Source organism: Legionella drozanskii LLAP-1, assembly GCF_001467585.1.
GTDB classification, from domain to species: domain Bacteria; phylum Pseudomonadota; class Gammaproteobacteria; order Legionellales; family Legionellaceae; genus Tatlockia; species Tatlockia drozanskii.
In genome coordinates this window covers 102,420-126,837 of the sequence record NZ_LNXY01000027.1, presented here as the reverse complement: position 1 = coordinate 126,837, position 24,418 = coordinate 102,420, and the positions used below count along the sequence as shown (strand labels likewise).

Below are 24,418 nucleotides of genomic sequence, written 5' to 3'. Positions count from 1 at the left end.
TCCATTAAGAATATAAACCCAGTTGGGACAAATTTTCTGAATCGTCTTTATTATCTCGCCTTCTTGGTGAATTTGATGAAAATAGAGAGGGATAATTGATATCTTCGTTTCTAGCTTTAGTTACAGCGTCTAATTTATCTCTAATCAATAAATCCATTAGACAATTTTTGTCGTTAGATCCATGAGGAAATTTTTCTACAAGAAGCGGATGGCCTACAAGGTAGGCTTGGTCATTGTTCACTTTATGGAATGAACGATCTTCATCCTTGAAAGCCCAGTCATAAATGCTAAGACGACAAATTTGAATTTTACTTAAAGCAAATTGTTTAAATCGACTGGCCTGATTATCAATCCAATTTGCACCCAAGGTGACTCCTTTGGCAGCCAACTGAAAAAGGAAACCACAACTATTATCCCATAGGAAACCACTTGTTTTGAGAAAAGTACCAACTGAAAAAGCCGCAATTTTAACAACTGGATGTATGATGGTTAAAGCAGCGCGAGTCGTTAAAGAAATGAGATCTATACCAGGGAGTACGACAAAATTTTTCAGCAATTGTATAGGAGGAGAGATAAACAACATCAATCCATTAAGAAAAATATTAAAGAAGGGATTTTCTATATAGCGGCCAAAAGGACTAGAAAAACCATAAAGTGGAGATAGACGAAAATCTGAAAAATAATTGTGTACTAAAGATTTAGGGGAAAAATCTAAAAGGGTCACGCCCAAGGCTTGCAAATTTCCTAAGGTTGATAAGGTCTTAGATACGAAATTGGTTAGACCTCTGAAAGGAACATGGATGAACATGCTACTTAGTTCTAAAAGGGGCATGGTTAATAGGGCTAAAGTTAAATCAAGAAGTGCAGCAATGCTTTGTTTGATAGTGCGAATTAATAAATAACCACTTTTTTCCAAACCAGAAACAAATCCATCCCCTCCATAATAATAACCTTCAATAAAAGGAGCGATCATTAACTTAATAAGAATGAGAGCCCCTCTCAATAACCACTTAGTCGTGCCAAGTAGCCAGTCATCACCTGGATGCATAATGGTGTCATTGATTGCTATACCTCCCTTCAAACCCAGGAAAGCATAATTGACGTAAGGAAATTGCCCCATCTCTTCTTGTAAAGCCGGGATAGCTTCACATAAACCAAAACCCAGAGTAACAGCCAAGGCAGTAATGATAGCTACTTCTGCAGGATTATCTTTCAGTATTTTAACGGCTTCGATAAAAAACTTATCCAGATCACCACCAACTACTATTCCTTGCCAATAAGTCGCTGCGACGGAAATTGCTTCGGCGCTGGTGCCATGACTCATCCATTGGGCAAAGGCTTGAGTAGGTTTTATCCCTGTAATTAATCCTTTTAAATGCAATTTAGCTAGTAAAGAAGTAAGCGCGTCTGGCGCAACAATCGCCCCGCCACCGTACGCATAGGCTGCTAGCGCCAAAGTGCCTATAATTGGATTTTTTTCACTGAGATCAACAAAATAAGAGCCTATATGTCGAGTTACCTCTAACAAACGGTGCAGGGGATTATCGTAAGTTGGTGAGCTAGGTGGGTGTTCCTCACGTGCTAATACGTAATTAGAATTTGAAATTTGGGTGTGAATAAACTGTGCCAAAGTTTGGCCATTCGCAAGCAAGCCTTCTTCACTTTGTAGAATTTCTTGCAATGACATTAAATATTTTTGCATAGAAGTTCTTTTTTTAAGTATCAGTTTTGTTTTCCTAGCTTCCGCTTCAGGATGATCATGATGAATATGATTAATAAAATCATCGTAAAGATCATGAGTGATAAATTGAGTTATGCTGCGATACACATAGACAAAAAAGCTAGGCAATTTGGAAAAAAAAGCTTTAAGTTGTAGTTTAAGTCGTTGATCTAAATAGAGATGTTTTCCGCTTAATTCACTGATGGAAACTAAATCATCTCCACTCGGTAAAGGGTAGTATAGCCCATCCTGCTCAAAGAAATTGATACGATTAGCTTCTTCGCTAATTTCTTCCCTACTGTAGCCTTGCTGAGGAACTCCCTCCAAAGCATAGTAGGGTTTTATCTTGGTGGTGGCTAAGCCCGTGTATAAATTGGTTGTTTGGCTTGGTTGAGAAGGTTTAAGCGGCAAGGACCAGTAGTCAATAAATTGTCGGCTGTTGAACCATAAATTTTTAAAAAATAATCCTAGTCGCTCAAAGCGATTAGCGGGAATATCCGCCAATTTGGAACCTAATTTTAAGTCGTATAAGCGGCAAATAACTCTTAAAGTGTCATATAAAGCCGTCTCATCATTGCCAATATGTGACTCGCTATCCCAGACATAGAAAGGAGGTTTATCAACTATGTTTGAAGGTTCTTGGGTAAAATCAAGTTGATCAATACGACTTACTGGATAAGCTCGGTTAAATTGATAATGTTGAGCAGCTTTCCGTGCCTCGTATAAAATCTTTCCTAATTCTCCCTCGGAAACCACGGGGTTATTCGCTAATAGACGATTGCTATCTTCGCATTCACAGAGAATTTTAAGGACGTCGCGTCGCAATTTTTCCTGACTTTCCCAATCTTCAATGGCTAATTCTCTTTCCTGTTCTAATAAATCCTCAAGGCGTTTAATAGCCGAAAGAGTTAGCCCATATTTCGTATATTGTGCGTCTGTACGAGGTTTGGGATAGTTATCAGAACGGATACGATAACGATTAAGTTGGCTAATCGCATTAGCTACGATGGAGGCACAGCGCTCACCTGGTAAAGCACGTAATTTTTCTGCATCATGAGTGATATATAGTAATTGTGTGGCATCATTATTATGATTAGCGATCATCAACAAATAATCCCCGTTAGGGAGTAAATATTGTGCTTTGAAAAAGCCATAGATCACGATGCCGGCATGGTCACTAGTCGCTGATGCCGTAATTGTCGGCGAAGCGTAAAAATCGTGAGGTCTAACTGATAATGGAATGATGGTACGCATAAGATAATGGGGTAGGTTTTAAACCTTGGGGACAAGTATAAATTTTTATGTTTTTAAGGCAAGCAAAATATGTTAAATTTGTTTGCAAAATTGTCAAAATAGCATCTTTAACAGCATCGATACCGCTTTTTACTGTTAAAGTGCGCTAAAAATATACAGGAAAAAGATTAATGACAAGTTATTGTGGTTATATTGCTTTAGTTGGGCGACCTAATGTGGGTAAGTCCACACTTTTAAATTGTATCTTGCAGCAAAAATTAAGTATCACTTCTCGAAAACCGCAAACCACGAGACACAGTATTTTGGGTATACAAACCGAAGGGGAGTATCAGTACGTGTATGTCGATACACCGGGTATTCACCAAGGTTCTAAGAAAGTGATGAATCGTTTGATGAATAAAACAGCCAATGCAGCATTACGAGATGTGGACGTCATTGTTTTTATTGTTGACGGTACGCATTGGAATGAAGAGGATGATCATGTTTTGCAGCTGATTAAACAAGCAGGGGCTCCTTGTATTCTTGCTGTGAATAAAGTAGATAAAATTGCCGAAAAAAGCCAATTATTACCTTGGATCGAAACAGTAAGCCAACGGCATGATTTTGCCGCTATCATTCCTCTCTCAGCGAAAACTGGTGTGCAAGTTGATCAACTAGAAGAACGATTAAAAGCATTCCTACCTGAAGGTCCCCATTTATTCGCTGATGATCAATTTACCGATCGCCCTGTTAAATTTCTATGCGCCGAACTGCTGCGCGAAAAAATATTTCGTCTCTGTGGTCAAGAACTACCGTATTCCACCACCGTTGATATTGAATCTTATAAAGATGAAGGAAATCTAGTTCGTATTCATGCGTTAATCTTAGTCGATAAAGACAATCACAAGCGCATGATCATTGGCGACAAAGGGAAAAAATTAAAAGAAATGGCCACTAGTGCACGTTTAGATATGGAACGATTACTCGACAAAAAAGTCTTTCTACAATGCTGGTGCAAAGTGAAATCGGGTTGGGCTGATGACGAGCGTTTATTAAGACAATTGGGCTATGACAACTGAGACACTCGAAGCTTGGGTTTTACATAAAAGCCCTTCTGGAGACAGCAGTGCGCGGGTGAGTTTTTTTACCCGCGAAAAAGGAGTTCTCAATTGTTTGTATAAAGGGGGACGGACGCCTAAAAAACAAGCCATTTTACAGCCATTTATACCTTTGTGGTTAGCGGTGGATGTGCGAAAAGACTATTATTTCGTCCGTCAACTTGAAATTCAAAAAGAAGCAGTCGAACTGAGAGCAAATTCTCTTTTTGCTGGACTTTACGTTAATGAATTGATTTTTTATGCGCTGAGTTCGATGGATTCTTATCCGGAGCTTTTTGTCATTTATCAAGAGACCCTCCGAGGATTAGCGGATTTCAACGATAAATTAGGCATAGAAGTTTTGTTAAGGCGATTCGAATGGGCTTTGCTACTTGCCTGTGGTTATTCCTTATCCTTTACTCACGAAGCGCATTCAATAAACCCCATTCGAGCACATCATTGTTATCAACTTCTTCCCGACGAAGGCTTTATATTAGCTAGTGCAGGGATTCCAGGCGAACATATTCTGGCTTTGGCAGAGGGACAACTCGATGAGTTGAAGCTGTTAAAAACAGCGAAGTTCATTATGCGTCAGGCCATTGATCATCTTTTAGGAGGAAGAGAGTTGAAATCTCGCTCCTTGTATCCACGCAAATAACTTGGCACATAAATCGCTTATGATTTTCTTATAGAAGTATAGCTGCCAGCGCCATTTAGCGTCATAATTTGGAGCAATTGTTTTAACAAATGGTGGAAATGATGTCTAAAGAAATTTTACTCGGCGTTAATATTGATCACATCGCAACTCTTCGTCAGGCCCGTGGTACTCGTTATCCCGATCCAGTTCAAGCAGCTATGGATGCGGAAGAAGCTGGTGCAGATGGAATTACCCTGCACATGCGGGAAGATTTACGTCATATTCAAGCGCGTGATGTTAGACTTATTAAATCAGTATTACAAACTCGGATGAATTTGGAATTGGCTGTAACCGAAGCCATGCTTGATTTTGCTGAAGAAATAAAGCCCGAACATGCTTGTTTAGTACCTGAAAAACGTGAAGAGTTAACAACAGAAGGGGGCTTAGATGTGGTAGGTCATTATCAATCTGTTGCTAACGCAGTAAAACGTTTACAGCAAATCGGCTCTGAGGTTTCTTTGTTTATCGACGCGGATAAAAAACAAATTGATGCGGCAGTTGAAGTCGGTGCGCCCGCTATCGAAATCCATACTGGTTGCTATGCTGATGCAACAACAGCGATGGAACAAGAGCAAGAATTGCAGCGAATTAAAGAGGCAGCGGAGTATGCGGCAAGTTTTAATTTAATTGTAAATGCGGGACACGGTTTACATTATCATAATGTTAAACCAATCGCGGCTATAAAAGAGTTTAATGAATTAAACATTGGCCATGCAATCATTGCACGCGCTTTATTTTCTGGCTTGAAAAATGCAGTGAGGGACATGCGTCAACTTATGCTGGAAGCAAGGAACTATGGCAAATACTGACTCAATTGTTATCCGTTTTACCGGCGATTCCGGGGATGGGGTGCAACTGGTAGGTGAGCAATTAACTATCACAGCCGCTTTGAATGGACGTGATGTGAGAACTTTACCTGATTTCCCCGCCGAAATAAGAGCGCCTGCTGGCACGGTAGCAGGCGTTTCTGGATTCCAGCTGGCGATGGCGGAACAAGCTATTTTTACTGCTGGGGAAACACTGGATGTTTTGGTGGCCTTAAACCCTGCAGCCTTGAAAACGTCGCTGCAATTTTTAAGTCCGGGTGGATTGCTTATTATTAATGAAGATAGTTTTACGGATAAAGATTGGCAAAAAGCGGGTTTAACAAGCGAGTTTCTCGAAAAATCGGCTGAGCATTATCATTTAATATCCTTACCTTTAATCACCCAAACTTTACAAGCGATTGAAGCACTCTCTATCAATCATGCTCAAGCGAAGAAAGCAAAAAACTTTTATGTACTCGGGCTTGTGCTCTGGCTTTTTGATTTACCAACTGACAATTGTCTCGCTTTTATCGCTAAAAAATTTAAAGCTCAACCGCAAACGGCTAAAGCAAATGAGTTAACCCTCTTGGCAGGCTATAACTATGCAATGACTTTAGAATTAAGTCGTCGCCAATTTATGCTAGGGCAAGTGAATCGCGACAGCGGAGAATACAGGCAAATTACCGGTGTTGAAGCGGTTGGTTTAGCTTTAGCTACCCTTTCGGTCAGTACAAAAATTCCCGTTTTCGTTTCCGGTTATCCGATTACACCTGCTTCTGCCATTTTACATGAATGTGCCAAATTGTCTGACTATGGCGTGAGATTGCTGCAGGCTGAAGATGAAATCGCTGCCTTGTGCTCCTGTATTGGTGCTGCTTATGGAGGTCATTTAGCACTGAGCTGTACCTCAGGACCTGGTCTTGATTTAAAAAGTGAAAGTCTGGGTTTAGCGGCAATGACGGAGTTGCCTCTCGTATTAATTGATGTACAACGAGCAGGGGCATCCACAGGCTTACCCACTAAAACAGGTCAGAGTGATCTGCGCCAAGCGCTCTATGGTCGTCATGGCGAAGCGCCTTTACCCGTTTTGGCAGCTCAATCATCAGCCGATTGTTTTAATACGATTATTGAAGCATTTACCATAGCGACTAAATACATGACGCCGGTCATCGTGTTATTGGATGCTTATCTGGCTAATGCGGCTGAACCCTGGAAAATTCCCTCAGTCGAATCCATTAAAATACCCAAGATCGATTTTAATCGCTTCCCCAAACCCTATCAGCGAGATGAGGTTTTAGCACGTAGCTGGAATGTTCCAGGAACTCCAGGTTTTATCCATCAAATTGGTGGCTTAGAGAAACAAGGGGAAGAGGGACGTGTTAGTTATGACGCCGAAAATCACCAAAAAATGGTTAATTTGCGAGCTGCAAAAATTGCAGCTGTATCGCGTGAATATGCTGATTTAGTGGTTGAAGGGAATGTTAATGCCAACATTTTGTTGATTGGCTGGGGCTCAACTTATGGCAGCTTGAAATCGGCCGTCCATCAATGTCATGCAGAGGGCTTACCTCTTGCGCTACTTCATTTGCGCCACTTGAATCCTTTTCCAGAAGGGTTAACCGAGTTATTCGCAAAATATGAGAAAATTTTGGTTGCAGAATTAAATTCCGGCCAGTTATGTCAATTACTGCGCGCTAAATATTTGGTCGATGCGAAGTCCATTAGTCAATGCAATGGCCAACCCTTTACTGTAAGCCAGCTTGTTAAAGCCATTCAATTGGAAATTAACCATGAACAACAACAGTTATAAGCGTGAAGACTTTACTAATGCGACGGAAGTTCGATGGTGCCCCGGCTGTGGGGATTATGCCATTTTGGCGGCCCTGCAACGTCTTCTGCCCGAATTAGGCCTTGCACCTGAACAACATGTCTTTATATCGGGAATTGGCTGTGCGGGACGATTACCCTATTATATGAATACTTATGGCTTTCATACGATTCATGGTAGAGCTCCAGCAGTTGCTACAGGACTTAAGTCAATGCGAGATGATTTGACGGTTTGGGTTATTACCGGCGATGGAGATGCCTTGAGTATTGGCGGTAATCACTTAATTCACTGCCTGAGACGAAATGTGAATGTGAATATCCTTCTTTTTAATAACCAAGTTTACGGTCTGACAAAAGGACAATTTTCACCCACTTCGCAAAAAGGGCAGGTTACCAAAACTTCACCTGAGGGAGTATCTAATGAGCCGATTAATCCATTGATGATTGCGCTGGCATCGGGCGCTAGTTTTGTCGCTCGTGCAGTGGATAAAGATCCAGCGCATTTGGGCTCAATTCTCAAGAAAGCCTATGAACATCAAGGTTGTTCTTTTGTAGAAATCTATCAAGATTGCAATATCTTCAATCACGGTGCCTTCGATGCATTTGCTGTAAAAACAAATCGCGCAGACAAAACAATTGTATTGGAAGAGGGCGCGCCCTTATTATTCGGCGCTGAGAAAGAGTGGGCTTTAACCCTAGAAGGCGAATCTTTACAGCAAGTGGCTAATCAAGGGGATTTAGCTTATCGCCACGATTCGAGTAATTTTATCGCTGCAATGCGCCTTGCACGTCTCAACTTTCCTGAGTTTCCTGTGCCTTTAGGCGTTTATTATCAAAAGCAACGTGAAATTTTTACTCTGAGTAAATCTCATAAGAAGACAGTCGACGATTTACCTGCGCTATTTCGCGCTAGAGCGAGTTGGCAGCAGGGGGAGAAATAGCGGGGATTCGTCAGTTTATGTTCAAGCCGCTCTTACATCTTGAAGATCTAAAAAAGTAGTCAAACCATTTTTGGCTATTTGCTCGCCAATCTGAATCATAGTATGGCAATTATATTTTGCTTTAATGGACTCAATGTATCGCTCAATCGTTTTACGCGAAACCTGTTTAATTTCTGCAATCAGTGAAGCTGATTTCCCTAAACGTAGCCATTGGAGACACTCTTGTTCCTTTGGAGTCAGGTAATAACGAGATTGATTCTTGAAATAGAGTCTGTTGTTTGCTTCTTTTTCAAAATTGATTTTTCGTGGATCAGAGTGGATGAGGTTGATTTTTTTCTGTTGCTTTGCTGCATCCTCAATATTGAGGGGAAGCTTATAGACAGCAGCAAGCTCAGGTATCGTTTTCATACAGTTTCTAAAATAACTAATAAAAGCGTGGAGAGAATCCAATTTTTCAAGATAACGTTGATTGATGGAATCATCGGTCAAACGACCGCTGAAATGATAGCAATGCGTCATATCATCATCGTGTTGGCTAATGGTTAGCGTATGACCTTGATCAAAGGCTGCTGCCATTTGGTAGAGCTCTTCGGTGTTCTTATTCAACTCTAGATAATCCCAAAAATCATAATGGAACTGCTTTTTAGCTTTTTCAGCATGAACATGCACATCATTGCGTGCGTGATTGCGTCGAAGATATTCGGTTGCATAATCTGCTTTTGAACCCAAACAAAATGCATTTCCTTCCTGATCCACTGCTGTATAACCAAAAAAATGCACACCAAGTGTCTCTAAAGGTGCACAAATCGAGTTTAAGAGGGTATGGTGAGCCAAACTTGGATTTTGGGAGAAATTATGTTGTATTTTCATGAGATTATGAACCTTGCAAATTTAACAGCAAGGATATAATAACATAAATTGGTTAAAATAAATACAATAAGAATAAAAACAAGGCATGGTCTCTGGTCATCAACTTCCTATCTGTCCGATTTTCGTCCTATATCTTAGCGGCCGAAAAACATAAGATGCCTTTTTGTAATATAAAAAATGGAGTAGAAACAATGAAAGAGAAAAGGCAAAAAGGTAAAGAAAAGGAGGTGGTTGTTGTTTCAGCGCAGAAAACTGCAACGCAGGGAGAGGATGAAATATTTAACAAAAAGCGAGAATGGCCTAATCGACGGGGAAAACAAAGAGTTGAAACACTACATGCTCGCAATACAAGTTCAACTTTAAGCAGTGAAGACACAACTAATAGACGAGATATCCTTGCTGAATTGCCCACCGACTCAAGGCCCGTAGTCATCGATCTTGGTATGGGAAAGGGTCAATTTTTAATTGATTTAGCAAGCGAACTTGGAAAAAAATGTACTTTGATTGGGGTTAGCGCATCACCTAATGAAATCCGATGGCATACCTGCAACTATGCGGGTATTGAGATTGTAAAAGGCAAATTACCGCACGATGATTCCATTATGGAGCTATTGTATGAGAGACAAGGTGAAGCTGATGGTGTTTTTGATACTTACGGTCCTTCAACTTATTCGAATAATCCGTTACACAGCTTAATTTATGCGGCGATTTTACTTAAATCTGGCGCTAAATTTTCAGCAATAACTTCAACAGAAGGAAACGCTCACTATACTGTATTTGGAAATGCATTCATTCGCGCAAAAATAAAAGCTTTTTTCAAGGAAGAGTTAGATATTGATATCAATTTCGAATTTACAGCAATTGAATCAGAAGTGAAGCCTGGAAAGATCAATACCGATTTATTAGTTACTTTCACTAAAGGCAAACAAGAATTAAATGCATCGGATTATCTTACTCTTTGTCGAGCAGCTGACAACATGGTGGGTATATCCAAACCAAGCAAACCCAGTTGGTATAAATATAACACTAGCTATGGGATGTTTTCGATTGACATGCGCACTTATAAACCTTTCGAACCGATTGGGGAAATTAATATTACAAATTTTAGCAATTAAGCAGTAGCACTTCTCATGAAGGAGGTTCCACGGTTTGAGTCCAGCTTTGGCCCCTTCCGCTTTCGCGAAGGGGTCAGGAACTGGCCAGTAGGTGGAGTTGTGCAATCTGGCGAAATCGCGGCATTGGCCGCGGATTCCGTGTAGATAGGCCCTTAGCCCCACTAATTCATTTTTACAGGTCCTACGGCTGCAGGAAAAAATCATGAGCTAACAATCGCCTATGAGCACGAAAATAAGTAAGAGGTGATTGCTCAAGGAGATCCGCGAGTTTATCCATATATACGCAAGCAAAACGATCTACCTGATGAGCAAAATAACTTTCTTCTGCTCCAGCACGAAAAACGCGTCCCCATTTAGGGTTATAAAAGGTTTGTTCTTCTTGTAAAAGCTTTGATATTTCTATATCAATTGAAGTAATTTGTTTCTGTAATTCATTCACTTCATTAGCATGGGTTTTTTCGTGTTTTTCAATATCTTGGGTGTGAAGTTCAAGGTATTTTTCTTCCAAATGCTTTTTTATTTCCATCGAAGCAACAATTTTTCTTTCAATGGGGAGCGCATTTTTTTGCGAGAGAATCTCTTGTTCAAGTTCTTCAACAACAAGCGCAGTCCGCCAATTGCAATCCTTTTTCAATCTGACAATGTCACCATAAATATGGTCACCGATATAGAGAATTTCATCCCCATTCACTTCTAAATCATCTGTAAATTTCCGAGCACAGCCGCCTTGATAAACACCGGGAAGGATTTTACCTTGCACATTGGACATGGTTCCATTTTCAGGATTAATCGACAAAAATTTAAGATTGTCATAAAAAAAGCGAGGTTTGTTTGCCAAAGTGATGACAAATTCAAATAAATCTTTCCAGCTTTTACCCTTTTCTAAAAAAGGATCAATCGCATATTCTAAAAGGAGTTTGGTATAAAAAAATTCGGAATTGGTAAGAAGAAAAATTTTCTTACCTAGATTAATATACCGTTGCAATCCCTCGACTACTTCCTTCTCTTTTAATACATAAGCTTCCAAATTTTTGCTGATGCACTGCTTCAAACTACCATCAGAATGAATTTTATCTACGGTACTTAACACATCCAAAGCAATGTTTGCGTAAGTTGGAAGCTCATGGACTAATTCATCTTTTAAATCAATTAATTGACTATAAAGTACACAAAAAGCAATCGAAAAGGCAGTATCAATAGCAAAATAATTAGGATCATTTAAATCGACGTAAGTACTGCGATAAATTTGTTTTTGCTCCGCATAATTGATTAATTTCGTGCCATGGTAGCTATGACGAATAGCTCCATAGCGGCTGAGCTTTAAAATATTGCCATTCTTACTGTCAATAATGAGTCCACGAATAGCCTCATCAAAATTAAATTTAAATTTTTTGACTTCTTCCGGGTATTGTTTTTCTTCAATTAATTGGTCAACAACCAGCTTATAAACCAATGATTCAAAATTCTTTGAATCATAGCGAATAAGAGTATGGTCCATATCTAAACCAATAAGTTTGATTTTTTTCATATTTAGTATGCGATTAACAAAAACTTTTTGATTCATAGTGCTTCCTTATTCATTAGCTTGATGGCAGCGTTCTCTAAGCTATACTACAAACTAGATAAGAACTTAGGTAAGATTTTAACTTCCACACTTCGTTGAAACTAACGTTAAAACCTATTGTTGCAAAGGTATCCTCATGCTGCTCATTCAAGGCTTTCGAAACTCCTGCTATTTTTTACGATCTAGCTTAAAGTTTCTTAAAAAAAATCCTGATTTAATTATTTTACCAGTACTAAGCATCATTGCTCTAGTTATTCTCCTGTTCTCATTGATAAAAATGTTGATTTATCTGCAAGTCAATCAAAGTATGTTCATTATTGGCTTGGTGCTTATCTATTTTCTATTAGCTTTTGTTGCCGTTTTATTTAATGCAGCCTTTGTTGCTTGCGTTATTCAACGTCTTCAAGGAGGCAGACTCACACTTTTTCAAGCCATGCTTATTTCGCTTAAAAAAGCGGGAGCGTTGCTTAAATGGACAATGATATCTGCGACTTTGTCCGTATTATTTAGCAGTTTCGAACATTTAAGTGATGCGCTTGCCAAACTGATTGCCACACTATTTGGTTTTTCCTGGACTGTTAACACCCATTTTGTTTTGCCTATTATGGTAAATGAGAATCTTAATGCGATTAAAGCTTTTCAAAAATCCATCCGAAGAGTCGGAAAGGGATGGCGTAATATTGTTTCAATAAATTTGCTAGTCTTTTTAGTACTGGTTGCGTTGGGTGGATTAGCTTATTTGTTTGCTTCTTTCTTTTTACATTCCCAGTACACTCTTAACCTCACAATTAATCTTCCACTCTGCTTGCTTCTACTTATTTGTTGGTTAGTAAGTATTAAAACATTTAATGCGATCTATAATTCTGCACTTTATTTGCATTTAAACGAGAAAAAACAAGATTATTTTGATGATGAAATTTTAAATCGAGTCATCATCAAAAAATGAGGAGTAGTCAAAATGAGGGGGGCTTTAAGCGAATCCCCGTGGCCGTCAGGCTATGGGCCTAGGCCCTGAGGTATCGTCACTTTTTTTGAACAAAAATAGGTGTTGCTCCAATCACTAGCTCGATCCGTTCGGGCTGAGTCCTTCGAGAGCCTCAGGATGCTCGGGTGCGCGTAGCGCTGTCTCGAAGCCTTTAGTGCAAAGCCCCCCTTCGAGTGCCTCAGGACAGGCCATCGAGACGTCGCTGGCGCTCCTCCTCAGGCTGAACGGTTTCAGAATACAATGGATTTGGCTCGAAATATTATCCAAAAAAAGTGAAGATCTCCCAGGCCTAGGCCCAACCTAGATCATGCAATCTTACCCCGGATTTTATGTTGGATTGATATTGCTAAAGACAGCTAATTCTGTTTCCTCATCACTGTCATTAAGTGCTTGTAAAACACCATCCAAAGAATCAATTAAACCGACGGTCGTGGTCTTTGCCTCAAATAACCAAAAAAAGAAATCTTGTACCACCCACGTAAAAAAACCTTGTGCTTTATTAAGAAAATCATAAAGTGATTTGCTATCATTTTTTGTATTATAAAAAGTTTTCATAACATTATTAATTCCATCTAGCGTTTTTTGATTCTCGAAGGCTTCAATTAAAACTGCTAACCCTTGATGTTTCTTTTTGACTTTAAAATTCATACCAAAAAAATGATGATCGCGTTTATCCTTATCTAAGACCTTAGCTTTATAGTTTTTTAGAGCTAGAAATTCAGGACTATTTAAAAAGGCTATTGTTGCTGCTGTTGGTTGTTCATCATCCAAAGTTATATAAGCTAAGTCATTCAATTTATTTTTAAAATTAGTTTTTATCTCTTCGAGTTGTCGTTTTTTTTCCGACAGTTCAAGTTCATTGATTTCTGAAGGTAGTTCAAGGGAGGCTTGAGGTAGCAAAGTGACTGCTTGTTTATGTAATTCTTCTAGATGTTGGCTGAGAAATTTCAACCGTGATTTTGTATGATCACTGTTAGCCTTTAGAAAATTTGCCGCCAAAAGAATTGCGTGCGCATAATTTTGTAAGCTTTCTTTAGTTTGATCTACGGCAAATTCTTGGGCCTTTTCTCTTAAATAAGATTCATTTTCTTCCCATTGTCTTTTATGGTGGAGCTTTGGAATTGTTTGTCCGCATTGCAGTCTAACATCCCTACTGTGATTAATAATATCTTGTATAGCAAACAGCATAAAAATCTCTAGAAATTAAATGCTGCATAATAACGAATAGATTTATTTTTGTCGAAAGATTAGTAGAAATTTGAAGCAAAAAAATCCCGGCAAACTCACCGGGATTCAGCTTGAGGAGACATCTTAGTCACGACCTGAAAAAGCACTCAAGAGATTGAGTAGGCTGACAAAGAGGTTATAGATGGAAACGAATAATGAAACGGTCGCAGAAATGTAATTCGTTTCCCCTCCATGAATAATTTCACTGGTTTGGAACAGAATAAGTCCAGAAGAAATAAGCACAAACGCGGCAGAAATTGCAAGTTGTAAAGCTGGCATATGGAAGAAAATACCTCCAATCATAGCAAGCAGAGCTACCATCACCCCAACAAAGAGGAATCCACCTAAGTAGCTGAAATCTTTACGAGTTGTTAGTGCATAACCGGAAAGACCAAAGAAAATTACTCCAGTGCCACCTAGAGCCGCACCAATAAGTTGAGGGCCGTTGGAGAAATTGGAAACGTAAAGATTTAGAACTGGGCCAAGCGAGTAGCCTAAAAAGCCAGTAAAAGCGAAAACACTCAAAAGACCTAAGGGGCTGTTTCTTAGTGCTTGTGTTAGAAACATTAACCCGTAGATACCGCCAATCATAAGGAATGGATTCAGAGGTCTAACGGCGTAGGCATAAGAAAGATACGCCATGAACGTACTGAATAAAAAGGTCATGCTGAGAAGTAAATAAGTATTTCGCAACACTTTATTAGTGGCAAGTACGGATTCACTTCGTTGATTTAAAATGGTGACGTCATTTCTGTTCATGCAGTAACTCCAGATTATATATGTTTCATTGTAGCATAGTTGGGGTGATTTGTTGGTTTTTCAAGTTTATAACCATACTTTATTACCTAGCAAGGATATTTTTTCACCCAGGGTATATAATTGTTTCTATAAATGTTGAAAGATTGCAAGCGAATCACTGATAATTATGTGATTTTAACTGCTTAGATGGATTAGTGATGCCCAAAGTTGCTGTAGTACAAATGATTTCTTCTGCTTCCGTCAAAAATAATCTGCAGCAAGTCGAGGAATTTTTTATTAAAGCGAAAGAAAAACAAGCCGATTTATTGGTTTTACCAGAAAATTTCGCCTTTATGGGTATGAAGGAAAACGATAAATTAGATCTTGCAGAAAAATACGGAGAAGGGGAAATTCAAGATCGAGTGAGGCAGCTTGCTAAACGATATGATTTATGGGTAATTGCTGGTACTTTACCCATTAAAAGTCTAAATAAAAAAGTAAGGTCAAGTTGTTTGGTTTTTGATAATAATGGATTATGTGCTGCTCGCTATGACAAAATTCATCTCTTTGATGTGCGAGTTTCTGCGCAAGAGGCGCATCAAGAATCGTCGACTGTTGACCGAGGTGATGAGCTGGTTGTCGTTGATACACCGATTGGGCAAGTTGGATTAAGTGTTTGCTATGATCTGCGTTTTCCTGAATTGTATCGACAATTAGTACAAAGAGGAGCTGAATTACTTAGTATCCCCTCTGCTTTTACTGCAGTCACTGGCGTTGCGCATTGGGAGGTTTTATTAAGAGCGCGGGCTATTGAAAATCTGTCCTATGTCATCGCTCCCAATCAAGGTGGACAGCATGAAAATGGGCGACAAACTTACGGGCACAGTATGGTTATCGAGCCTTGGGGTAAAGTGGTTGCTCAACAAGAAACTGGGGAAGGGATTATAATCGCTGATATTGATTTACAGCGCCTACAACAACTTCGACAGCAGTTTCCTAGTAATGAGCATCATGTGCTCTTAAACCGATGACGTTTATTTAAGGTAATAGTTATGACCCAGGCACTAGCATTAGCAAAAGATTTATTATTAAAACCTGCCTCATTAGATGAATCAACTTTAGAAAAATTGCTTCATTCCATGATGAGTCATCATGTGGATGATGCGGATCTATATTTTCAAATCTCTAGCTATGAATCATGGTATTTAGAGGATTCTGAAGTCAAAAGTGGTAGTTTTTCAATTGATCGCGGGGTTGGAATTCGCGCAGTCAGTGGCGATAAGACTGGCTATGCTTATTGCGATGACATTTTATTACCCACAATGCAACGTGCTGCAGAAGCAGCGAAATCCATTGCTTTTGCTGGGGTGAAGCCGACACAATCCATTCAAATCGCGAGCGCACCCATTGTTCGTTATGCTGGTTTAAATCCTATAGAAGGGATGACTAAGCTTGAAAAAATTGCTCTGCTTGAAGCAATCGATCGCGAGGCTCGGCGTCTTGATCACCGTGTCATTCAAGTTAACGCCTCATTGAGTGGCAGTTATGAGGTAGTTATGGTGGCGGGTATGCATGGCAAGATGATCGCTGACATACGACCACTGGTCAGTATTAATGTAAGTGTCATGGTCGAGGATAAGGGGCGTCGTGAATCTGGGCGTTCAGGTGGCGGTGGTCGAGTGGCTTATTCTTATTTCACCGATGAAGAAAGGGCGCTTGACTATGCACGTGAAGCCGTGCGGGAAGCCTTAATTAATTTAGAGGCGCAAGACGCTCCTGCAGGAACGATGCCAGTCGTTTTAGGACCTGGTTGGCCTGGGGTATTGCTTCACGAAGCAGTCGGACATGGTTTGGAAGGCGATTTTAATCGTAAAGGCTTATCTGCTTTTTCTGGCCGCTTAGGCCAGCAAGTCGCTGCAAAAGGGGTAACCGTAGTCGATGACGGAACGCTTAAGGATAGACGAGGATCTCTGACTATCGATGATGAGGGTACACCGTCTCAGTACACCACACTAATTGATGATGGGGTATTGGTCAACTACATGCAAGACAAGCTCAATGCAAAGTTGATGAATATGAAGCCTACCGGCAATTGTCGACGCGAATCCTATGCTCATTTACCCATGCCACGTATGACCAATACTTATATGCTCGCCGGCAATCATTCTCCTGAGGAAATTATTCGTTCAGTGAAACGCGGATTATATGCCGCCAATTTTGGTGGCGGCCAAGTGGATATCACCTCCGGGCAATTTGTGTTTTCTGCCAGCGAAGCCTATCTCATTGAAGATGGTAAAATCACTAGACCGGTGAAAGGGGCTACTTTGATTGGCAATGGTCCTGAAGTGATGAAAAAGATCTCGATGATTGGTAATGATCTATCACTCGATAGAGGAATCGGGGTGTGTGGGAAGGATGGTCAGTCTGTTCCCGTTGGTGTTGGCCAGCCGACTTTAAAGATTGATGCGTTGACGATTGGTGGTACGCGTTAATAAATTTTGGTGCGTGCTCATTACCTAAGATAGTTGGGCCAAGGCCCAACGCTTTCCACCTAACCGCGCCAACTATACCTTCTCGTCATTGCTTTACTTCGATCCCAATGATGACATGAGAGGGTCAATCCTTCTTCGCAAGCTGAAGCAGCAAGTTTTTAATCTCATGAATACGCTCTTCATGCGTAGTACTATCTAAAGTAAAACGTAAACGCGTAGGGCCCTCCATTTGATAGCGTTTCGCATGCAACTGAATAAGATTAATCAATACGCCCGGATCAATTTCAGGTTTCTCGCCGAACTCAATTTTTCCAGCCTGTTGGGCAGCATTAATTTTATTAATGCCTAACCTTCCAGCGAGTAATTTAAGTTCAGTGACTAAAAGCAAATGTTTAGCGGATTGTGGTAGTAGGCCAAATCGGTCAATCATCTCAATCTGTAATTCACGTAACTGTTCATTGTCTTTTGCATTGGCGATGCGTTTATACATAATAAGCCGTGTATGAACATCAGCAATATAATCCTCAGGAAGAATAGCGCTTAAACGTAAATCGATTTCAGGACCTTGTTGCAGCGGCGTTGCTAACTCAGGCGTTTTCCCCGCTTTTAGATCATTGACTGCTTTATCGAGCATTTCCATGAAAAGATTAAAACCGATTGCTTGCATATTGCCACTTTGATCTTCACCTAATAATTCACCTGCACCACGTATTTCTAAATCGTGCGTTGCTAAGGTAAAGCCTGCACCTAAATCTTCTAAGGAAACAATAGCTTCCAAGCGTTTAACGGCATCAGCGGTAAGTAGTTTTTCATTGGGTGTAAGCAGATAGGCATAAGCTTGGTGGTGGGAGCGGCCCACTCGGCCTCGTAATTGATGGAGCTGTGCTAACCCAAATTTATCAGCTCGATCAATGATAATAGTATTGGCTGTCGGGATATCGATGCCGGTTTCAATGATGGTTGTGCAGACTAAGACATTAAATCGATGATGATAAAAATCGGACATAATCCGTTCTAATTCGCGTTCACGCATTTGCCCATGTGCGCTGCGGACTTTCGCTTCAGGAACTAAAGTTTGCAACTCTTGGCAGATTCGCTCGATAGTTTGAACATTATTATGAAGGAAAAAAACTTGCCCCCCGCGTAAAATTTCCCGCAAGATTGCTTCTCGCAAAATAGGGTCATTTTTTTCTTGCCAGAAGGTTTTCACCGCCAGTCGTTTTGCCGGTGGGGTAGCGATGAGGGAGATGTCCCGAATACCTGCCATTGCCATGTTCAGCGTACGTGGAATAGGGGTGGCTGTCATGGATAAAATATCAACATGAATTCGCAAAGCTTTGATGTGTTCTTTTTGTTTGACACCAAAACGATGCTCTTCATCGATAATCAGTAACCCAAGATTTTTAAAGCGAATGTCTTTGGAAAACAGTTTATGCGTACCTATGACGATATCAATACGTCCGTCTTTTAAAGATTCAATAACTTTTTCTGACTCTTTAGCACTACGAAATCGTGACAATAACTCGATATTAATTGGAAATTGCGCAAAGCGATCGCGAAAGGTTTCAAAATGTTGACCGGCTAAAAGAGTGGTTGGAACTAAAACACAGACTTGTTTGTCATTTTGCACGGCCAAAAAGGCAGCGCGCATAGCAACCTCAGTTTTACCGAAGCCCACATCACCGCAAATGAGTCGATCCATAGGTTTAGAGGACTGCAGATCCCTAATGATTTGTTCAACCGCTCGAATTTGGTCCGGAGTTTCGGTAAAAGGAAAGCCACCCGCGAAACGCTGATAATCACTGGGATGAAATTCATAAACAAACCCAGGCTCCGCTTCACGTTTTGCATATATTTCTAATAACTCAATGGCCACATCATGAATTTTTTCAGCGGCTTTTCTCTTTTCTTTTTGCCAGGTGTCAGTACCCAACTTGTGCAGCGGTGCATGCTCGCTATCCATGCCAGTGTAACGACTAATAAAATGCAGTGAAGTAACCGGAACATAAATTTTATCTTCGCCAGCGTAAGCTAAAATCAGAAATTCGTTGGCAGTATTGTTACTTTCAAGGGTTTTGAGTCCCTGATAACGGCCTACACCAAATTGTAAATGCACAACCGGAGCGCCGATTCTTAGTTCGGCGAGATCACGAATAATCAAATCAGGGTCGACAGTCTTTTGACTGCTTCTGCGTTGCGGCGTTGCTTGCTCACCAAACAATTGAGCTTCGACAATAATCGCAATATTTTGTGCGATAAGTTCTGCACCATAAATCAGGGGAGCCGTAATGATGCTGACTGGTGCATCATCGTTAAGAAAATCATACCAACTGTCTTGAATTTTAGGCGCTATTTTACTCTGCTTGAGTAAATCCAATAAAACTTCACGTCGACCTGCACTTTCAACGACTAGCAGAAAACGTTTTCCTTTTTCATCAAGATAATTACAAAGCTTTGTTAAGGGCTGATTATTTTGGCGCTCAAGAGGAAGGGCGGGCGCTTGATTAATATTAAAATTAAATAAACTCCCTTTCTTTTCCATCGGTTGATGATAGCAGCGTAATTGCTGGTATTGTTTAGCATAAGTTAGTAATTCTGTAGGCGTTAAAAAGCAAGAATTTGTTGGCAGTATAGGCCGTGAAATATCATAATTACGCTGCTCAAAACGCGTCGATAATTCTTGCCAAAATTGCTCTGCTTGTTCAGGAATTTCCTCAATCAAACAAACCGCAGCATCCTTAGGTAAATAATCAAAAAAGGTCGCTGTGGTTTCAAAAAAGAGGGGCAGATAATATTCAATCCCTGAGGGAATTTGGCCATCACTCACTGCCTCATAAATTGGACACTGACTTGGATTGCCAGAAAACTGTTCTCTGAAGGCGCGGCGAAATTGAGTTATACTTTGTTCGTTTAAAGGAAATTCACGCGCAGGTAATACTTGAATTTCAGAAATTTTGCTGACCGTTCGTTGGGTCTCTGTATCGAATTGGCGCAAGCTTTCAATCTCGTCATCAAATAATTCAATACGAAAAGGCATTGAACTTCCCATGGGATAAACATCCATAATCGCACCGCGAATCGCAAACTCTCCATGCTCCAGCACTTTATTGACACTGTAATAACCTGCTTGAGTCAATTGATGGCGGAAATGGTCCAAATTCAAGGTTTGGCCTTCTTTTAATACTAAGGCATGATGATGTAAAAATTGAGGAGGGCAAAGCCTGTGCATGAGCGTGCTGACCGAGCTAATTACAATCGCACTGGAGCTCTGTTGCAGCCTGCTTAGCGTTGAGAGGCGTTCGGAGATGATATCTTGATGAGGTGAAAATTGATCATAGGGGAGCGTTTCCCAATCAGGGAAAAAAAGCAATTCTTGAGCGTTTTCTTTACTAAGAAAGAAGCGCAGTTCCTCTAAAAGCTGCCCGGCTGCTAAATTATCCGGCGTAATTAATAACTTAATGCCGTTTCGTTGCTGACAAAATTCGGCAATGGCCAACGAAAGGCTACAACCATAAAGTTGCCCCCAAGTTTGTCTATGATCAATAGAAGGGGGGGTGAGTATCGATGTTGTCATAGAATAATTATCGCCGTACATTAAGGCGCAAAAGTATACTATAAAAGATGCCTGCTCTGAACAGGCGTTGTTAGATAGTTGAGTGATCTTTGTAAATTTTGATGGAATATTCCCCCTAATCCGCAAAAAACCTCATCCAATTATCCAGATTCCTTTCTCGGGCGAGGGGTAAGCGAATTCACCCTCGCCCGCCCGAGAAAGAAGTTTGACCATGGGTATGATTTTTTTTGCAGGGGAAGTTTGGGGAGATGGCGTTGCTCCCTGTCTAGGCTAAAGATTTCCAATAACTGGCATTAAATAAACTATAAGATAACTCGTTGCAAAACCCGCCAATAATCCAAATAAATGACCTTCCCAAGAAACACCTTTCTTCGAAGGAAAAATACCTAAGAAAATACCTGCGAAATAATACAAACTGATGATACCAAGAATAATTGCTGTGAGTGTTCTTTGTTGCAGAATATCACTAACCAATAGTGCCCAGTAACCCGTAATGAGGGCACTGGCGCCAATATGGATACCTGGTTTTGCCAACAGCCATATTAGAGTCCCGCTGAGGATAGTGATCATCACTGTCACCCATATAAAATAACTGAGACCATGGACTAAAATAAAATTACTTAAAACGACTAAAGGTATCGAATTAAAAAAAAGATGGTTAAAATTTGCATGGAGCAAGGGCGCAAAAATGATTCCTGGCAGGCCGAGAATATGTCGGGGGATGATACCTAAATAAAACAGTCGCTTGCCCAACAAAAGATTCAAAATATAAACACACCAAGGAATGAGCACAATAATGCCCAAGGTATGCAAGTTGGTGTCGGTTTGACTTATGATTTGATTAACACTAGTCGTTAATTCGTCGATCAACATTTTATAACAACCTTTCTAGTCATTTCTCGATGAGAAAAAGTATTTTCTGACTCAGGCAAAGTCTTCGCTTTCTCGATAACTTGGCAAATAAGTTGGCCTCTAGCCAAGCGCAAATGAATTGCCTCGCCTAAATCTACTTGTTGACTATCAAACAGTACTGCGTCTTTATAAGTTGCGAGGGCATAGCCTCTGCTCAGTGTAGCTAAGGGGCTCACCGCGTGCAAGGTGGCAAGTTGAGTGGTAAATTGTTGCTTTGATTGATTCAATTTGGCCCACATGATTTGGATTAACTGTTGCTCGAAACCTTGTGTTTTTGCTTTTGATTGTTGGAGTAAACTCATGGGGTTTCTTGCGTTAAGACGCCCTAATAACAAATCCAGCTTTCTTTGTTTTTGATAGACTAAACTGTGGATGCTGTGATTAAGCTGTCGCTCCAAATAATCAATTGTTTGCCAATGTTTAGCAATTAATTGGGTGGGCGATAAAAATTTAGCGATTCGGTGATCTAGCAAAAGTTGCTTGTGTTGAACCGTCTGCGAGATGGCTCTAACCATTCTCTTTTCAAGAGAAAGTATTGTAGCGAGCAAATCATTCAGGTTGGGTGTTACGGCCTCGGCTGCAGCGGTGGGTGTTGCCGCTCTTAAGTCAGCAACAAAATCAGCGATAGTAAAATCAGTTTCATGTCCCACTCCAGAGACGATGGGAATTGTACTGCTGCTAATGGTTAGTGCGAGTTGTTCGTCATTAAAAGCCCATAAATCCTCAATACTACCGCCTCCTCGGGCGAGAATAAGTACCTCTGCTAAGCCATCTTGATTTGCTTTTTGAATCGCTTTAATGAGCTGTTGAGGGGCATCTTTGCCCTGTACTTCGCTAGCATAAACTCGAATGGTGGCAAGGGGGAAACGTCGTTTCAAGGTCGTTAAGACATCTCTTAGCGCTGCTCCCGAAGGGGAGGTAACTACTGCGATTACTGCAGGGAAATGTGGAAGGCTTCTTTTTCTGGCGGAATCGAATAAACCTTGCGCTTGCAATTTTAATTTTAGCTGCTCAAATTGGCGGTAAAGTTCCCCTAAACCGGCTTCGCTCATGGAGTGAACAATCAATTGATAATCACCCCTGGCTTCGTACAAACTTAATTTACCAATAGCGATGACTTGTTGGCCATCTTTAAACCCATTGCTTGCCGAATTATGATGATTTCGAAAATAAACACACCGTACCTGGGCTGAAGGATCTTTTAATGTAAAATAAAAATGACCAGAATTTGGCTTGGATAAATTGGATAATTCACCGATGACAGCAATTTGACCGATTTCAATCTCTAACCACGAACGTATTTGGCGGTTGAGTTGAGTGACAGTGAGTGGGGTTGGGTCTTGCATAATCTAAGTCGCTAAGATGGGATAGGAAATAAGGATGTACTATAATTTAGATAGAACTTTTTTGGAATTGTTATGACTAAAGGATTGCAAGTGACTCAACAAAATGAATTACCAACGCCACCGATGGAAGATCCGCCACTTCCTGAGCCCGCTGAGCCAGGTCCAGATAACACCCCTGAACCTGGCCCAGATAATACGCCTGAGCCAGAGCCGGTAAAAACACCCGAACCTTCTAATGATTAAGGTATCGCAAAATGCCATTCCATGGCCTTGGATAATTCTTCCAACATAATTTCGCCGCGGATACTATTCCCTTTGGCATTGACTCGTGGACTTAATACAACAATTCCTGCTTTACGAGGAACGACTGCGATGGTGTATCCCGAAACTCCACTTTTAGCAGGCATGCCCGTTTTGACCATATGTGTACCGGTTTCATCATACAAACCACAGGTGGCCATGATGGCAAGGGTGATTTTGCAGGTTTCCAGTGAAATAATTTGCTCACTACTGACAGGATCTTTACCGGAATTAGCGAGAAGTGTCGGTAGATAAAGCATTTGTTCTAGCATGGCTTCATAAGAACATAGGGCAAAATAGAGATCGAGAGTCTCATTCACTGGAGCGCCTAAATTTTTCCGGCTCTTCAGGATATAAGCAAGAGAGCGATTGCGATCGCCAGTTCTTTTTTCCGACGCTAAGACTAAGGGATTAATGCTGAGACGTTGATTAAACAATTTTTGTACCCAGTGCTCTAACCAAGCGAACTGTTCCTCACCAACACCTGGAATATGTGAACAAAGTGTAATTGCGCCTGCATTTAACATCGGGTTAGATGGTTTAGGACCAAATTGCTCAAGACGTGTTATCGAGGCAAAATCATCGCCAGAAGGTTCAACTTTAACCCACTCAAAAAGTTGCTCTGCACCATATTCTTCTAAAAGACCAATGAGAGGAATTAATTTTCCAGTACTTTGCAGCGTGATCGGAAGTAGAGGCATATTGCTATAAGAAACCATTTCCCCATCGAGAGGATTAATCGCTACCGCCGTTAAGTCTTTATTGACATTAGCTAATTCAGGAATGTAATTAGCCGTGTCGCCTGCTTTACACTCTTCTGCTTTTTTTACCAAATGTTTAAGAAGATCAATCGATACTTTGTTTTGTGCCATAAGCTCTCAGCAATGAAAAAAGGGGGAGGCATTATGCTAAATTTAGCACAGTAAGACAAATAAATGAGAAAATTAATTTTTTTAGCTCACTAAAACAGTATT

The 24,418-nt window shown here is 40.5% G+C and carries 19 protein-coding genes; 10 read left to right on the top strand and 9 right to left on the bottom strand.

Annotated elements, in window-relative coordinates; genetic code table 11:
• Positions 1 to 4: 4 nt before the first annotated feature.
• On the bottom strand, positions 5 to 2,974 hold the full coding sequence (locus Ldro_RS09860; protein WP_058496252.1) for a hypothetical protein: 2,970 nt from the start codon (positions 2,972 to 2,974) through the stop codon (positions 5 to 7).
• Positions 2,975 to 3,144: 170 nt separating this feature from the next.
• On the opposite strand from Ldro_RS09860, the gene era reads away from it, so the two are divergent.
• The 5 genes from era (at position 3,145) to Ldro_RS09835 (ending at position 8,321) form a co-directional block, all read left to right on the top strand.
• Positions 3,145 to 4,032, top strand: a complete 888-nt coding sequence (gene era, locus Ldro_RS09855; protein ID WP_058496251.1) for a GTPase Era — start codon at positions 3,145 to 3,147, stop codon at positions 4,030 to 4,032.
• Positions 4,022 to 4,708, top strand: coding sequence for a DNA repair protein RecO (gene recO, locus Ldro_RS09850; RefSeq protein ID WP_058496250.1), 687 nt, complete (start codon positions 4,022 to 4,024; stop codon positions 4,706 to 4,708). The genes era and recO overlap by 11 nt, the downstream gene beginning before the upstream one ends.
• A gap of 101 nt (positions 4,709 to 4,809) precedes the next feature.
• Positions 4,810 to 5,556 carry a pyridoxine 5'-phosphate synthase gene (gene pdxJ / locus Ldro_RS09845; protein WP_058496751.1) on the top strand — a complete coding sequence of 249 codons (747 nt, stop codon included), beginning with the start codon at positions 4,810 to 4,812 and terminating at the stop codon, positions 5,554 to 5,556.
• Positions 5,543 to 7,363, top strand: coding sequence for a 2-oxoacid:acceptor oxidoreductase subunit alpha (locus Ldro_RS09840; RefSeq protein WP_058496249.1), 1,821 nt, complete (start codon positions 5,543 to 5,545; stop codon positions 7,361 to 7,363). The genes pdxJ and Ldro_RS09840 overlap by 14 nt, the downstream gene beginning before the upstream one ends.
• Positions 7,344 to 8,321: a 2-oxoacid:ferredoxin oxidoreductase subunit beta gene (locus Ldro_RS09835; RefSeq protein WP_058496248.1), complete on the top strand. Its 978-nt coding sequence runs from the start codon at positions 7,344 to 7,346 to the stop codon at positions 8,319 to 8,321. Before Ldro_RS09840 ends, Ldro_RS09835 begins: the two co-directional genes overlap by 20 nt.
• A 21-nt stretch (positions 8,322 to 8,342) precedes the next feature.
• On the opposite strand, the gene Ldro_RS09830 is transcribed toward Ldro_RS09835, so the two are convergent.
• Positions 8,343 to 9,191 (bottom strand): helix-turn-helix transcriptional regulator, encoded by an 849-nt coding sequence (locus Ldro_RS09830; RefSeq protein WP_058496247.1) that lies wholly within the window; start codon positions 9,189 to 9,191, stop codon positions 8,343 to 8,345.
• A 191-nt stretch (positions 9,192 to 9,382) separates the two neighbouring features.
• Between Ldro_RS09830 and Ldro_RS09825 the strand changes: the two genes are divergently transcribed.
• Positions 9,383 to 10,306: a class I SAM-dependent methyltransferase gene (locus Ldro_RS09825; RefSeq protein ID WP_058496246.1), complete on the top strand. Its 924-nt coding sequence runs from the start codon at positions 9,383 to 9,385 to the stop codon at positions 10,304 to 10,306.
• Between the two features lie 181 nt (positions 10,307 to 10,487).
• Here the strand turns inward: Ldro_RS09825 and Ldro_RS09820 are convergent, their stop codons facing one another.
• The gene (locus Ldro_RS09820) at positions 10,488 to 11,870 is read right to left on the bottom strand and encodes an HAD-IG family 5'-nucleotidase (protein WP_058496245.1); all 1,383 of its coding nucleotides are present in this window, start codon (positions 11,868 to 11,870) and stop codon (positions 10,488 to 10,490) included.
• Positions 11,871 to 12,006: 136 nt separating this feature from the next.
• Here Ldro_RS09820 and Ldro_RS09815 point away from each other — a divergent pair, with 136 nt between their 5' ends.
• The gene (locus tag Ldro_RS09815) at positions 12,007 to 12,816 is read left to right on the top strand and encodes a DUF6159 family protein (protein WP_058496244.1); all 810 of its coding nucleotides are present in this window, start codon (positions 12,007 to 12,009) and stop codon (positions 12,814 to 12,816) included.
• 366 nt (positions 12,817 to 13,182) lie between these two features.
• On the opposite strand, the gene Ldro_RS09810 is transcribed toward Ldro_RS09815, so the two are convergent.
• Positions 13,183 to 14,043, bottom strand: a complete 861-nt coding sequence (locus tag Ldro_RS09810; RefSeq protein ID WP_058496243.1) for a hypothetical protein — start codon at positions 14,041 to 14,043, stop codon at positions 13,183 to 13,185.
• Positions 14,044 to 14,166: 123 nt separating this feature from the next.
• Positions 14,167 to 14,841, bottom strand: a complete 675-nt coding sequence (locus tag Ldro_RS09805) for a Bax inhibitor-1/YccA family protein (RefSeq protein WP_058496242.1) — start codon at positions 14,839 to 14,841, stop codon at positions 14,167 to 14,169.
• A 197-nt stretch (positions 14,842 to 15,038) separates the two neighbouring features.
• Here Ldro_RS09805 and Ldro_RS09800 point away from each other — a divergent pair, with 197 nt between their 5' ends.
• Positions 15,039 to 15,851 carry a carbon-nitrogen hydrolase family protein gene (locus tag Ldro_RS09800; RefSeq protein ID WP_058496241.1) on the top strand — a complete coding sequence of 271 codons (813 nt, stop codon included), beginning with the start codon at positions 15,039 to 15,041 and terminating at the stop codon, positions 15,849 to 15,851.
• Positions 15,852 to 15,872: 21 nt separating this feature from the next.
• On the top strand, positions 15,873 to 17,312 hold the full coding sequence (tldD, locus tag Ldro_RS09795; RefSeq protein ID WP_058496240.1) for a metalloprotease TldD: 1,440 nt from the start codon (positions 15,873 to 15,875) through the stop codon (positions 17,310 to 17,312).
• Positions 17,313 to 17,436: 124 nt separating this feature from the next.
• Here the strand turns inward: tldD and mfd are convergent, their stop codons facing one another.
• From mfd to xseA, 3 genes are all read right to left on the bottom strand, one after another.
• The gene (gene mfd / locus Ldro_RS09790; RefSeq protein WP_058496750.1) at positions 17,437 to 20,886 is read right to left on the bottom strand and encodes a transcription-repair coupling factor; all 3,450 of its coding nucleotides are present in this window, start codon (positions 20,884 to 20,886) and stop codon (positions 17,437 to 17,439) included.
• 270 nt (positions 20,887 to 21,156) lie between these two features.
• Positions 21,157 to 21,756, bottom strand: a complete 600-nt coding sequence (locus tag Ldro_RS09785) for a rhomboid family intramembrane serine protease (RefSeq protein WP_058496749.1) — start codon at positions 21,754 to 21,756, stop codon at positions 21,157 to 21,159.
• Positions 21,753 to 23,144: an exodeoxyribonuclease VII large subunit gene (gene xseA, locus Ldro_RS09780; RefSeq protein WP_065235924.1), complete on the bottom strand. Its 1,392-nt coding sequence runs from the start codon at positions 23,142 to 23,144 to the stop codon at positions 21,753 to 21,755. The genes Ldro_RS09785 and xseA overlap by 4 nt, the downstream gene beginning before the upstream one ends.
• A gap of 72 nt (positions 23,145 to 23,216) precedes the next feature.
• On the opposite strand from xseA, the gene Ldro_RS16340 reads away from it, so the two are divergent.
• Entirely contained in the window at positions 23,217 to 23,387 is a 171-nt protein-coding gene (locus tag Ldro_RS16340) for a hypothetical protein (RefSeq protein ID WP_157066485.1), read from the top strand.
• Here the strand turns inward: Ldro_RS16340 and glsA are convergent.
• Complete coding sequence (glsA, locus tag Ldro_RS09775; RefSeq protein WP_058496239.1) at positions 23,384 to 24,316, bottom strand: glutaminase A; 933 nt, start codon at positions 24,314 to 24,316, stop codon at positions 23,384 to 23,386. The genes Ldro_RS16340 and glsA overlap by 4 nt on opposite strands.
• Positions 24,317 to 24,418 lie beyond the last annotated feature (102 nt).